This is a genomic window from Streptomyces sp. NPDC050704 (assembly GCF_040654355.1).
Taxonomy (GTDB): domain Bacteria; phylum Actinomycetota; class Actinomycetes; order Streptomycetales; family Streptomycetaceae; genus Streptomyces.
Genome location: NZ_JBFAHW010000199.1, coordinates 1 through 11,428, shown reverse-complemented (window position 1 = coordinate 11,428; position 11,428 = coordinate 1). Strand labels below are relative to the sequence as shown.

Here is an 11,428-nt window from a genome sequence, read left to right as displayed (position 1 = left end):
ACCCGACAACACACACCTCACGGGGTCTGGGGCGGAGCCCCAGGGGATGGGACGGGTAGGGGCGGCGGGGGCGTGTCACAGCTGATCGACAACTGCCTCTGTCCCCGGGCCGGAGGCCGCCCCGGGGTTACTCTCGGGCTCAGAAGACCGCCAGGGTGGGGGAACACCAAGACATGCGCGCACTACGAATACTCCTGATCGTCACCGTCGTACTCGGCGGACTCTTCGTCATCGCCGACCGCGTCGCCGTCGGCTTCGCCGAGGACGAGGCGGCGGACAGACTGAAGACCAACGAGGGCCTGGCGAGCACACCGGACGTGTCCATCAAGGGCTTCCCGTTCCTCACCCAGGTGGCCGGCGGCGAACTCGACGAGGTCGAGGTCGGCATCAAGGACTACGAGGCCGACACGAGCGGCGCCACGGGCGGCACCGGCACCGCCCCGGCCAAGATCCGTATCGACAACCTCACCGCCCAGATGCGCGGCGTGGCCTTCTCCGGCAACTACAGCTCCGCCACGGCCGCCACCGCCACCGGCACGGCCACGATCACGTACGCCGAACTCCTCAAGGCGGCCAAGTCCGAGCCGGTGCAGGTGACGGACGGCGTCACCGCCCAGGTCGTCGGCCTCTCCGACGGCGGCAACGGCAAGATCAAGGTCCAGGTCGAGGCCACCGTGCTCGGCACCAAGCTCCCCGAGCCGGTCTCCGTGCTCAGCTCGGTCAGCGTCAAGGGCGACAAGGTCGAGGTGCAGGCCGACTCCCTGCCCAACCTGGGCGTCCAGCTCGCCGAGGACAGGGTCCGGCTGATCACCGACTTCCAGCAGCAGATCGACGGCCTGCCGGGCGGCATCAAGCTCGACAAGGTCCAGGCGGCCGAGAAGGGCGTCGACATCACGGTGAAGGGTTCGGACGTCAACCTCGTCGGGTAGGCAGACCGGTAGGTGGGCCGCTGCAGGACGTTCGGGGCTTGAGGCTCGGGGGCGGGGCAGTCGTCCGAAAGGCGAGACGAGCCCGTCCGTAGAGCAGATGTACGGCTGATGTGACGAGGGCGACAAGTGCCCGGCAGTCCGGCCGAGGCGGCCTCGAACCCCCTCCATCCCACATTGCGGACGATCGCGTCTCAACATACGACACGCCGGTGACATGCCCGCCTGTCCGTCCCTACGATCGTCTCCATGAAGCGACAGGCGGACCTCACGAAGCGGCGGGCAGTGGACCTGTGCCGTGTCGCCGCCATGCTCTGTCGCACCTTCTGAGCGGAAGCCTTCGTCCTTCCGCGAGCCGGACCCCTCGACCTTCCTCGTCAGGGGCCACCCGTGCGCCGCGCTCGCCCCGAAGCCCTGATCGCCGACCGGCCGACCGCGTCCCCGCACCTCTCTCTACCGCACCGCCCCGCCGTAACTGCCCCGGAGGAGAAAGAGCATGAGCCGCAGCGACGTCCTGGTAGACGCCGACTGGGTCCAGGATCATCTGGACGACGCGAACGTGGCCGTCGTCGAGGTCGACGAGGACACGTCCGCGTACGAGAAGAACCACATCCGGAACGCCATCCGGATCGACTGGACCAAGGACCTCCAGGACCCGGTCCGCCGTGACTTCATCGACCAGGAGGGCTTCGAGAAGCTCCTGTCGGCGAAGGGCATCGCCAACGACACGCTGGTGGTCCTCTACGGCGGCAACAACAACTGGTTCGCGTCGTACGCCTACTGGTACTTCAAGCTGTACGGCCACGAGAACGTCAAGCTCCTCGACGGCGGCCGCAAGAAGTGGGAGCTCGACTCCCGCGACCTGGTCGTCGAGGTGCCCACCCGCGCCGCGACCGACTACAAGGCCAAGGCCCAGAACACCGCGATCCGCGCCTTCCGCGACGACGTCGTGGCGGCCATCGGCTCGCAGAACCTGGTCGACGTCCGTTCGCCCGACGAGTTCAGCGGCAAGCTGCTCGCGCCGGCCCACCTGCCGCAGGAGCAGTCGCAGCGTCCGGGCCACGTCCCGTCCGCGCGCAACATCCCGTGGTCGAAGAACGCCAACGACGACGGCACCTTCAAGTCGGACGACGAGCTCAAGGAGCTCTACGCCGACGAGCAGGTCGACCTCGCCAAGGACACCATCGCGTACTGCCGCATCGGTGAGCGTTCCGCGCTGACCTGGTTCGTCCTGCACGAGCTGCTCGGCGTCGAGAACGTCAAGAACTACGACGGCTCGTGGACCGAGTACGGCTCCCTCGTCGGTGTGCCGATCGAGCTCGGCGCCAACAAGTAACCCTCAAGGCCTCAAGGACGGAAACGACATATGTGTGGAGCGAAGGCCGGCGGCCCCGACGCCTCGACGATCAAGCCCGGTGAGACCACCATCCAGGGTCAGGTGACGAAGAACGGCGAGCCGGTGGTCGGCTACGTCCGCCTCCTGGACTCGACCGGCGAGTTCACCGCCGAGGTTCCGACCTCGGCGACCGGACAGTTCCGTTTCTACGCGGCCGAGGGCACCTGGACCGTCCGCGCCCTCGTTCCCGGCGGCACGGCGGACCGTACGGTCGTCGCCCAGACCGGCGGCCTGGCCGAGGTGGCCATCGCCGTCTGAGTCGTTGAACCGTTGAACCGCCTGACGGTTCACACCGTATGAACGGCCGAAGGGCCGCACCCCTGGGGGTTGGACGCCACCAGTTGATCGGGGTGCGGCCCTTCGGCTTGCCCGGATCCGGATCTACGCTGGACCTATGTACGCGCGAAGGCGTCACGTCTACTTCGCCATGATGGGCACGTGCGTCGGGCTGTTCGTCCTGGCGTGGGGCGTCGTGCGGTTGTGGTCCGTTCCCGTCGCCGTCGGCATGTGCGTCGTGGCGATGGTGATCCCGCCGCTCGCCGCCGTGGTCGCCAACCGGCGCGGGCCCGACGACCGGTGGTGGGACGACCCGTCCGGAGACGCCAGGTCCGACGAGTGGTGGGACGAGCTGGACGGCAAGAAGCGACGACAGTAGGAAAGGGCGCATGTCGCCTACGAGGCTGTCCACCGTGGTGCTCGACGCGCATGACGCGCACGAGCTGGCCGGGTTCTACCTGCGCCTGCTCGGCTACGTCGTGCGCGGTGACGAGCCCGACTGGGTGCTCATCGGCCCGCCGCCCGGCACCGAGGGCACGTCGCTCGCCTTCGAGACCGAACCCGAGTACGTCCCGCCCGTCTGGCCCACCCGAAAACCCGGCGACCAGCAGATGATGCTGCACCTGGACATCGAGGTGGACGACCTCGCGGCCGAGACCGCGCGAGCCGTCGCGGAGGGGGCGCGGCTCGCCGGCTACCAGCCGCAGGACGACGTGCGGGTCCTCTTCGACCCCGCCGGGCACCCCTTCTGCCTCTGGGTGGAGACGCCTGAATAGGGCTTCTCAGTAGACGAGCGCCTGCGTCTCGTCCGCCAGGGCCTCCTGCACGAAGACCTGCGCACCCGCGATCCGTACGCCCTTGATGACGTCCTTCTCCGTGATGTCCCGGCGGGCCGCGCACTGCGTGCAGAGGGTGAGCCGGCCGCCGGCCAGGATCGAGTCGAGCAGGTCGGGCAGCGGGGCCGCGTGCGGCAGCTCGAACTCGGCGGCGCGGCCCGGCAGCGCGAACCACGCGGACTCGCCGGTCAGCCAGAGCGAGACGTCCACGCCGCTGGCCACGGCCACCGCGGCCACCGTGAACGCCTGCGAGCAGCGCTCGGGGGCGTCCGCCCCCGCTGTCACCTTGATCACGAGCTTCTTAGCCATGGCCGAATAGTAGTCCGAATCGTAATCAACTCCCCTGCAACCACGGGCGTCGGCCATGGGTCTCCTGTGCGCGCGGATACGGAATCCGCGCTTCGCGTTCTGTTGAGGGGACGTCTTGGAAGTCTCGGAAAGACCGGAAGCGCCGGAGCCCCCGGAAGCGCCGGAACCCTCGGATGCCGTGCCGACGGGATCTGTTCCGGCCGGTCCCGTACCGGCCGAACCCGTGGCGCGTGCGCGTCGGCGCGGGCGTACGGCCCTGCTCGTCGCCGTGGCCGCCGTGCTCGGTGTCGTCGCCGGCACCAGCGCCGGGTATCTCGTCCAGGTCGAGCGGGAGCCCACCCGCCTGCCCTCGCTGTCGCAGCCGGTGGTGAAGCAGGCCAAGGGCGAGGTCGAGCCCCTGTCGGCCGCGCAGGACCCGAAGGTCAGGACCGACGGCGATCTGCGCGAGTTGCTGCTGAAGCGGCCGGGCAACGCCCGGGACGGGCTCTACGAGGCGGGCGCCGACGGCTGGCTGCCGATCGTCGCGTACGCCGACTCGTACGAGGATCCGGTCGACGCCTTCAGCACGCTCGTCGCCGACGAGTTCCGCCGCGCGGCCGTCACCAACTGGCGCGTGGGCAACACGTACCACGTCGAGGTCCGTCTCGTGCAATACCGCCAGGAGGAGTCCCTCGCGGCCATGGACAGCGCCGAGAACGCCCACTACTGGGCGGACCGCAAGCAGGGCACCCGCAGCTGGGCGATACCCGGCACGGGCGACGGCATGGCGTACGTCCATGACAGGCCCGAGCAGGAGGAGGGCGTGCAGGTCTACACGGCCGAGGCGCACGCCTGGCGCGGTGACATGACCATGGAGATCTGGGTCACCGACATCAAGCCGATCTCCAAGGAGAAGATCATGGATCTGGCGAAGCGGCAGGTGGCACGGCTGTGAGCGACACCCCTGTGAGTGACGCGCCTCTCGGTGACATGTCCGAAAAGAAGCCCGTACGCCGAGGCCGTATCGCGGCCGTCGCGGGCGCGGCCCTGCTCCTGGTCGCCGTCATCGGCGGTGCCGGCTACACCGCGGTCGCCGTCAACGGCGCCGACCGCGATCCCGGGAAGCCCACCTGGACCTTCCCCAAGGCGAACGCCAAGGACGCCAAGGGTGGCAAGGACGGCAAGGGCACGGAAGAAGAGGCCGGCGGGCTTCAGGCCGTGCTGCTGCCCTACGGGACCAACGGGTACGCCCGTGGCCCCGACATGGCCGAGTTCGGCTCCGACGCGGTGCTCAGCGGACGCCAGGCCACCGCCATCCGCAAGGAGTCGGTGAAGGACCTGCCCCGTTCGCAGCGCAGGCAGCTGGAGAAGGAGATCGACAAGCAGCGCATCAAGGGCATGGTGATGCGCAGCTACCTCAGCACGCCCGGCGCGACCGACTCCACGCTCTACGCGGACGAGGCCTTCACCATCGAGATCGTGCTGTCCCGGATGGAGAGCCGGCGGGCGGTGCGGGACATCTCGACGTACCAGCGCGCGTTCCTCGACCTCCTCGACGTGTTCCGCAAGGGCCCGAAGATCGAGGGCCACAAGAACGCCGAGTGCTTCCTGCCGCCCACCGACGAGGAAGAGAAGCTCGACGCGATGTACTGCTCCGCCTACGAGGGCGACGTCCTGGTCAGCGCCACGGTGTACGGCGCGAAGAAGCTGGACGAGGACGCCGTCGCGATGTTCCTGCGCGACCAGCTCGACCGCATCACGGACCCTGGGGAGGCGGTATGACCGAGCAGCAGGCCCCGACGGACGCGGCCCCCGCCCCGGCGGACGCGCCCCCGATGCCGCAGGCGCCGCCGGAAGTCTCCACCGGGCCGGAGCCCGTGAACCCGGACCCCGTCAAGCCGAAGAAGGACCGTCGTACCCTTCGCGCCGTCCTGCGCTGGACCGCCGCCGTGGTCGTCTTCGGCGCGGTCGGGGCCTCGGCCGCGTACGGCGTCACGGGGCTGGACCGCACCGACGTCCCGGGCCTCGCGACCGAGTCGGACGGCCGCTGGGAGTACCCGGAGATCGTCCGGCCCGCGCTGCCCGCCGGCAGCCCGGGCCCGTTCGAGGACGCGAACACGGCCGGCGCCCACCACGCCGACCTGCGCGAACTCGTCCTGCCCGCCCCCGAGGGCGCCGAGCCCGACAAGGAGCTGCGCGGCAAGGACGGCTGGCTGTCGCAGAAGGCGTTCCTGGCGGCGTACGGGTCGAAGGACGACCGCGAGACGTTCGGCCGACTGCTCACCGACAACGGCCTGCGGCACATCGCGGCCCGCGGCTGGACCACCCGGGACGGCACCCGTACGAGCGTCTACCTGCTCCAGTTCAACACCGCCGCCGTCGTCGACGAGATCCAGTCGACCGACCTCATCGGCTACGACGCCCCGGAGTACGCCCTGCGCGGCGCCGCCGAGGTGACCACCGACGAGGCGTTCCCGGAAGAGGCCGCGCTCGACGACGTACGGCACTACGTGTACGCGGAGGCCAAGCCGTACGGCGCCGAACGCGTCCGGGAGGCGTATGTCGTGGCCGGCGACACCCTCGCGCTGATCGTGCAGGCGCGGAAGGGGTCGGCCGAGGCGGTGCCGTTCCAGCAGACGGTGGTGCTGCAGAGCCAGCTGCTCGGCTGAACCGCTCGACCCGACCGTCCGACCCGGCCTTCCGAACCTTCCGTCCGGGACGTACGCGTGCGGAGCCCCGGTCCCCACCCGACACGAGCCCGACTAGAGTGGGGACCGGCTCTGTACTGCCCGTCACCGCACCACCCATCACCGTGTCACCGCGTCATCCCAAGGAGCGCCCCGTGCTGGTTTTCTTCGAAGCTCTGCTGGTCCTCGTCTGCGTCGGCGTTCTCGCCTTCACCGGGCTGGCCGTGAAGAAGCTGTACCAGGGCCAGCGCTGACCCCCATCAAGGAACTTCCCACCTCATGATCGAGATCCCGTCCGACCTGCACAAGGACCTCGTCCCGCTCGTCTTCCTGCTCGGCAACTGGGCCGGCGCGGGCGTGTACGCCCCTGTCGGAGACAGTAATGAACGCCGTCCCGGCGACGAGAAGTGCAACTTCGGCCAGGAAGTCAGCTTCACCCACGACGGGCGGGACTTCCTCGAATACCACTCGCACTCCTGGGTCCTCGACAACGAGGGCAACAAGGTGCGGCCGCTGGAGACCGAGTCCGGCTTCTGGCGCGTGGACGGCAACCGCAAGGTCGAGGTCGTCATGACCCGCGACGACGGTGTCGTCGAGATCTGGTACGGCGAGCTGGCCGCCAAGAAGCCGCAGATCGACCTGGTCACGGACGCCGTGGCGCGCACGGCCGCGTCCGGCCCGTACACCGGCGGCAAGCGCCTCTACGGCTACGTGAAGAGCGACCTCATGTGGGTCGGCGAGAAGCAGACCCCCGAGGTCGAGCTGCGCCCCTACATGTCCGCACACCTGAAGAAGGTCGTCACCCCGGAAGACGTCGAACGCTGGGCCAAGGCCCTCCCGGACGACATGCCGGACGACGGGATCGCTTTCTTCAAGTAGGCCTAGACTTCCTGGTGTGGTGAGCACCGACTGGAAGAGTGATCTGCGGCAGCGCGGTTACCGGCTGACACCGCAGCGCCAGCTTGTCCTCGAAGCCGTGGACACCCTGGAGCACGCGACCCCCGACGACATCCTCGTGGAAGTGCGGAAGACGGCCTCGGGGGTCAACATCTCCACGGTGTACCGGACCCTGGAGCTCCTGGAGGAGCTCGGGCTGGTCTCCCATGCCCATCTGGGGCACGGGGCGCCCACCTACCACCTCGCGGACCGGCACCACCATCTCCACCTGGTCTGCCGCGACTGCACCAACGTCATCGAGGCGGACATGGAGGTGGCCGCCGACTTCACCGCCAAGCTCCGCGAGACGTTCGGCTTCGACACCGACATGAAGCACTTCGCGATCTTCGGCCGGTGTGAGGACTGTGCGGCCAAGCTCGACAAGGAGCTCGACGCCAAGCTCGATGCCAAGCCGGACACCGGGCTCGACGCCAGGAAATAAAAACGGCGCCCGCTCGGTCGTACGCTGTGTGGATATGAAAAGCCCTCTGCTGTCCCTGCCCGGCGCCGTCCCTGCCGAAGGCGTGGACGAAGGCGTCGCCGCCCACTACGGCGACCTGTTCCGAGAACAGCGCGCCTTCGCCGACGGCACCGGCTTCGTGGACCTCTCGCACCGCGGCGTGGTCACCGTCACCGGTGACGACCGGCTCACCTGGTTGCACCTGCTGCTCACCCAGCACGTCACCGACCTCCCGGCGGGCCGTGCCACCGAGGCGCTGATCCTCTCCGCGAACGGCCACATCGAGCACGCGCTGTACCTCGTCGACGACGGGACGACCACCTGGGCCCACGTCGAGCCCGACACCCAGGAGGCGCTGATCGCGTACCTGGAGTCGATGAAGTTCTTCTACCGGGTCGAGGTCGCCGACCGGACGGGCGACTTCGCGGTCGTGCACCTGCCGGCCGGTTCGATCGCCGACATCCCGGACGGTGTCGTCGTACGCGAGACCCCGTTCGGACGTGACCTCTTCCTGCCGCGGGCCGACCTGGAGTCGTACGCGGCCGAGGTCGAGAAGCACGGCCCGGCGGTCGGGCTCCTCGCGTACGAGGCGCTGCGCGTCGAGCACCACCAGCCGCGGCTCGGTTTCGAGACCGATCACCGGACCATCCCGCACGAGCTGGGCTGGATCGGCAGTGCGGTGCATCTGCAGAAGGGCTGCTACCGGGGGCAGGAGACCGTCGCCCGGGTCCAGAACCTGGGCAAGCCCCCGCGCCGGCTCGTCTTCCTGCATCTGGACGGCAGCGAGGTCCATCTGCCGCCGCACGGCACCGAGTTGCGCCTCGCGGACGAGGGGCCCGACGGCCGCAGGATCGGTTTCGTGACGACGGCCGTACGCCACCACGAGCTGGGCCCGATCGCGCTCGCGCTGGTGAAGCGGAACGTGCCGCTGGACGCGCGGTTGTTGGCCGACACGACGGCCGCGGCGCAGGAGGTCGTGGTCGAGCCGTAGGACGACGGGTCCTGGATGACGGGTTCTAGATTTCGAGCAGCACGGTGAACGGGCCGTCGTTCGTCAGTGAGACGCGCATCTGGGCGCCGAACCGGCCCGTCGCCACCGTCGCCCCCAGCGAACGGAGTTGGGCCACCACCTCGTCCACGAGGGGCTCGGCGACATCGCCGGGGGCGGCCGCGTTCCAGGTGGGGCGGCGGCCCTTGCGGGCGTCCCCGTAGAGCGTGAACTGGCTGATGACGAGCAGCGGCGCGTCGATGTCCGAGCACGACTTCTCGTCGGCCAGCATGCGGACCGACCAGAGTTTGCGGGCCAGTTGGGCCGCCTTCTCCTTGGTGTCCTCATGGGTCACCCCGACCAGGACGCACAGCCCCTCGCCGCTGATCTCCCCGACGGTCTCGCCCGCCACGACGACGCTCGCGCCGTCCACTCTCTGCACCACCGCACGCATACGGACCATCATGCCGTGCGTCGCGTTGACGTGCGTGCGGCCTCCGTTCAGGGGCTTTCTTATTGATCCTTAACCCCCCATCTGGGGCCGATCGGGGGCACTCGGTCACATAGCGGCCACCTGGGGTGGCACGATGCTCACACACGCCGGTCGAGGGGACGGTAGAGGCACATGAGCACACCGAGTACGGGGCAGTCACCCGGGGCCATTTCACTGATTCGGGGGGAGCCGCCTTCAGCATCTTCAGTACATTCAGCACCTTCAGTACATTCGGCATCTTCAGTACGTTCGCCAAGTTCAGCTCCAGCGCTTCCGATCGGGGCACGTCCGCCCACCCAACGGACGGACAGTCCCGTGCCAGAGTCGCCGACCGAGCCCGAGCTGGGCGTCCTGCGGCTGCCCGAACTGCGCACCCTGCGCAGGGACGCGCAGCGGGACGAGGCCGATCTGAGTTATGTGCGGCGGCTGCTCCAGGGCCGCATCGACATCCTGCGGGCGGAACTGGCGCGGCGCGCCGACCCCCGGCGGGCCCGCGGCGGCGACCTCGAGGCGCCGGCCACGGAGGCGGCGGCGTCGGTGGCCTCCGTCGTCGAGCGGCTGTCGGAGATCCTGACGGACGCGCCCGCGCGGCAGCGGTCGTCGGCGCGGCACGTGACCGTGGGTACGCCGCGCAGCGAGGAGTACCGGCGGCTGGCCGCGGACATGCTCGCCGAGGTCGAGCTGTCCGACCCGCAGGCGCGTACGGACCTTGAGCTGGACACCGCGATGGGGCGGCTCGTGCGGTACGAGCAGGAGGTCTCGCGGCGGCGGCAGCAGTTGCAGCGCACGGCGGACGAGTGCAGTACGGAGATCGCTCGCCGGTACCGTGAGGGTGAAGCGCAAGTAGACGACCTGCTCATGTGACGCGGTGGCCCCGGCGATCCCGGGGCCGCGGTTGTGGCGGGGCTGCGGCGGGCGCGGCGACTGTGGGTGGGCCGGGGTGAGGTGATCCGGGTGCCGTGGTCGTTGCGGTCCGTTCGGGGCCGGGTGGGTCCCGTTCTGGAAGGCCACCGCCGATGTCCGATTCTGCTTCCGAGAAGCCGCCTGCCACATCTCCGTCCCTGTCCCCGTCCCTGTCCTCGTCCTCGTTTCCGGCTGCGCCCCCTGTTCTCGCCGAGGTCGTACGGTCCGGTTTCGTCGAGAGTCGTCATCGGGGGAGCCTGGTGGTGCTGGGTGCGGACGGGGCGGTGGAGCTGGCGCTCGGGGATGTGGCTGTGCCCGTCTTTCCGCGTTCCTCCAACAAGCCGATGCAGGCGGCGGGGGTGTTGCGGGCGGGGCTCGATCTCGCGGGGGAGCGGCTGGCGATCGCCGCCGCGAGTCACTCCGGGGAGGCCTTCCACCGGGACCTGGTCGTCAAGATGCTCGCCGAGAACGGGTTGGCCGCGGGGGATCTGCGGTGTCCGGTGGATCTGCCGCTCGATCCGGTGGAGGCGGAGGCGTATCTCGCCGGTGGGGGTGTGCGGGACCGGATCGCGATGAACTGTTCCGGGAAGCATGCGGCGATGCTGGCGGTGTGTGTGCTGCGGGGGTGGCCGACGGAGTCGTACCTGGACCCGTCCCATCCTCTCCAGCGGGAGATTCTGGCGGTGGTCGAGTCGGCGGCGGGGGAGGCTGTCGGGGCGGTCGGTGTGGACGGGTGTGGGGCGCCGCTGATGGCTATCAGCCTGGTCGGGCTCGCGCGGGCTTTTCGGTCGTTCGTGCTCGCGGATTCCGGGTCGGTGGAGGGGCGGGTGGCCGGGGCGATGCGGGCGTATCCCGAGTACGTCGCCGGTACGCGGCGGTCTGATACGTGGTTGATGCGGGAGGTGCCGGGGGTGTTGTCGAAGATGGGGGCGGAGGGGGTGCAGGCTGTGGCGCTGTCTGATGGGCGGGCGTTGGCGTTCAAGGTGGATGACGGGGCGGGGCGGGTGCTTGGGCCTGTGTTGGCTCGGGGGCTGGGGTTGATGGGGGTGGAGGCGGGCGTGTTGGCTCGGGTTGGTCGGGCGCCGGTGGTGGGTGGAGGGGTTGAGGTGGGGGAGATTCGGGCGGTGTTTTGAGGTTCGGTTGTTTGTCTGCGGGTGCGTTGTGGCTGGTCGCGCAGTTCCCCGCGCCCCTGGGGTGGTGGGTGGTGGGGCCGGTGCCGCGACGGGATATCCGATCGCC

At 69.5% G+C, this 11,428-nt stretch carries 16 protein-coding genes; 14 read left to right on the top strand and 2 right to left on the bottom strand.

Going from position 1 to position 11,428, the window contains the following annotated elements:
• The first annotated feature begins 173 nt into the window (after positions 1–173).
• The 6 genes from AB0I18_RS50005 (at position 174) to AB0I18_RS49980 (ending at position 3,374) form a co-directional block, all read left to right on the top strand.
• Positions 174–929: a DUF2993 domain-containing protein gene (locus AB0I18_RS50005; RefSeq protein ID WP_363112527.1), complete on the top strand. Its 756-nt coding sequence runs from the start codon at positions 174–176 to the stop codon at positions 927–929.
• Positions 930–1,175: 246 nt separating this feature from the next.
• Complete coding sequence (locus AB0I18_RS50000) at positions 1,176–1,256, top strand: putative leader peptide (protein WP_350310325.1); 81 nt, start codon at positions 1,176–1,178, stop codon at positions 1,254–1,256.
• Positions 1,257–1,422: 166 nt separating this feature from the next.
• Entirely contained in the window at positions 1,423–2,262 is an 840-nt protein-coding gene (locus AB0I18_RS49995) for a sulfurtransferase (RefSeq protein ID WP_363112526.1), read from the top strand.
• A gap of 30 nt (positions 2,263–2,292) precedes the next feature.
• Positions 2,293–2,580: a DUF1416 domain-containing protein gene (locus AB0I18_RS49990; protein WP_363112525.1), complete on the top strand. Its 288-nt coding sequence runs from the start codon at positions 2,293–2,295 to the stop codon at positions 2,578–2,580.
• A 136-nt stretch (positions 2,581–2,716) separates the two neighbouring features.
• The gene (locus tag AB0I18_RS49985; RefSeq protein WP_363112524.1) at positions 2,717–2,977 is read left to right on the top strand and encodes a DUF3099 domain-containing protein; all 261 of its coding nucleotides are present in this window, start codon (positions 2,717–2,719) and stop codon (positions 2,975–2,977) included.
• A 10-nt stretch (positions 2,978–2,987) separates the two neighbouring features.
• A complete protein-coding gene (locus AB0I18_RS49980; RefSeq protein WP_363112523.1) occupies positions 2,988–3,374 on the top strand; it encodes a VOC family protein in 387 nt (128 codons plus the stop codon).
• Positions 3,375–3,380: 6 nt separating this feature from the next.
• On the opposite strand, the gene AB0I18_RS49975 is transcribed toward AB0I18_RS49980, so the two are convergent.
• On the bottom strand, positions 3,381–3,743 hold the full coding sequence (locus AB0I18_RS49975; RefSeq protein ID WP_361072834.1) for a DsrE family protein: 363 nt from the start codon (positions 3,741–3,743) through the stop codon (positions 3,381–3,383).
• A gap of 178 nt (positions 3,744–3,921) precedes the next feature.
• Here AB0I18_RS49975 and AB0I18_RS49970 point away from each other — a divergent pair, with 178 nt between their 5' ends.
• The 6 genes from AB0I18_RS49970 (at position 3,922) to AB0I18_RS49945 (ending at position 8,796) form a co-directional block, all read left to right on the top strand.
• Entirely contained in the window at positions 3,922–4,677 is a 756-nt protein-coding gene (locus AB0I18_RS49970; protein WP_363112522.1) for a hypothetical protein, read from the top strand.
• On the top strand, positions 4,674–5,504 hold the full coding sequence (locus tag AB0I18_RS49965; RefSeq protein ID WP_363112521.1) for a hypothetical protein: 831 nt from the start codon (positions 4,674–4,676) through the stop codon (positions 5,502–5,504). Before AB0I18_RS49970 ends, AB0I18_RS49965 begins: the two co-directional genes overlap by 4 nt.
• Positions 5,501–6,391 carry a hypothetical protein gene (locus tag AB0I18_RS49960; protein ID WP_363112520.1) on the top strand — a complete coding sequence of 297 codons (891 nt, stop codon included), beginning with the start codon at positions 5,501–5,503 and terminating at the stop codon, positions 6,389–6,391. Before AB0I18_RS49965 ends, AB0I18_RS49960 begins: the two co-directional genes overlap by 4 nt.
• Before the next feature lie 297 nt (positions 6,392–6,688).
• On the top strand, positions 6,689–7,288 hold the full coding sequence (locus AB0I18_RS49955; RefSeq protein ID WP_363112519.1) for an FABP family protein: 600 nt from the start codon (positions 6,689–6,691) through the stop codon (positions 7,286–7,288).
• A 16-nt stretch (positions 7,289–7,304) separates the two neighbouring features.
• On the top strand, positions 7,305–7,787 hold the full coding sequence (locus AB0I18_RS49950; RefSeq protein WP_363112518.1) for a Fur family transcriptional regulator: 483 nt from the start codon (positions 7,305–7,307) through the stop codon (positions 7,785–7,787).
• 34 nt (positions 7,788–7,821) lie between these two features.
• Positions 7,822–8,796 (top strand): folate-binding protein, encoded by a 975-nt coding sequence (locus tag AB0I18_RS49945; RefSeq protein ID WP_363112517.1) that lies wholly within the window; start codon positions 7,822–7,824, stop codon positions 8,794–8,796.
• Positions 8,797–8,821: 25 nt separating this feature from the next.
• On the opposite strand, the gene dtd is transcribed toward AB0I18_RS49945, so the two are convergent.
• On the bottom strand, positions 8,822–9,247 hold the full coding sequence (dtd, locus tag AB0I18_RS49940) for a D-aminoacyl-tRNA deacylase (RefSeq protein WP_363112516.1): 426 nt from the start codon (positions 9,245–9,247) through the stop codon (positions 8,822–8,824).
• Positions 9,248–9,418: 171 nt separating this feature from the next.
• On the opposite strand from dtd, the gene AB0I18_RS49935 reads away from it, so the two are divergent.
• Entirely contained in the window at positions 9,419–10,150 is a 732-nt protein-coding gene (locus tag AB0I18_RS49935) for an AmfC protein (protein ID WP_363112514.1), read from the top strand.
• Positions 10,151–10,302: 152 nt separating this feature from the next.
• Complete coding sequence (locus AB0I18_RS49930; RefSeq protein ID WP_363112513.1) at positions 10,303–11,322, top strand: asparaginase; 1,020 nt, start codon at positions 10,303–10,305, stop codon at positions 11,320–11,322.
• Positions 11,323–11,428: the final 106 nt, after the last annotated feature.

Coding starts and splice junctions, on each gene's coding strand:
- AB0I18_RS49985 (WP_363112524.1), top strand. CDS start 2,717: ATGTACGCGCGAAGGCGTCACGTCTACTTCGCCATGATGGGCACGTGC.
- AB0I18_RS49975 (WP_361072834.1), bottom strand. CDS start 3,743: ATGGCTAAGAAGCTCGTGATCAAGGTGACAGCGGGGGCGGACGCCCCC.
- AB0I18_RS49990 (WP_363112525.1), top strand. CDS start 2,293: ATGTGTGGAGCGAAGGCCGGCGGCCCCGACGCCTCGACGATCAAGCCC.
- AB0I18_RS49930 (WP_363112513.1), top strand. CDS start 10,303: ATGTCCGATTCTGCTTCCGAGAAGCCGCCTGCCACATCTCCGTCCCTG.
- dtd (WP_363112516.1), bottom strand. CDS start 9,247: ATGCGTGCGGTGGTGCAGAGAGTGGACGGCGCGAGCGTCGTCGTGGCG.
- AB0I18_RS50005 (WP_363112527.1), top strand. CDS start 174: ATGCGCGCACTACGAATACTCCTGATCGTCACCGTCGTACTCGGCGGA.
- AB0I18_RS49960 (WP_363112520.1), top strand. CDS start 5,501: ATGACCGAGCAGCAGGCCCCGACGGACGCGGCCCCCGCCCCGGCGGAC.
- AB0I18_RS49995 (WP_363112526.1), top strand. CDS start 1,423: ATGAGCCGCAGCGACGTCCTGGTAGACGCCGACTGGGTCCAGGATCAT.
- AB0I18_RS50000 (WP_350310325.1), top strand. CDS start 1,176: ATGAAGCGACAGGCGGACCTCACGAAGCGGCGGGCAGTGGACCTGTGC.
- AB0I18_RS49935 (WP_363112514.1), top strand. CDS start 9,419: ATGAGCACACCGAGTACGGGGCAGTCACCCGGGGCCATTTCACTGATT.
- AB0I18_RS49955 (WP_363112519.1), top strand. CDS start 6,689: ATGATCGAGATCCCGTCCGACCTGCACAAGGACCTCGTCCCGCTCGTC.
- AB0I18_RS49980 (WP_363112523.1), top strand. CDS start 2,988: ATGTCGCCTACGAGGCTGTCCACCGTGGTGCTCGACGCGCATGACGCG.
- AB0I18_RS49945 (WP_363112517.1), top strand. CDS start 7,822: ATGAAAAGCCCTCTGCTGTCCCTGCCCGGCGCCGTCCCTGCCGAAGGC.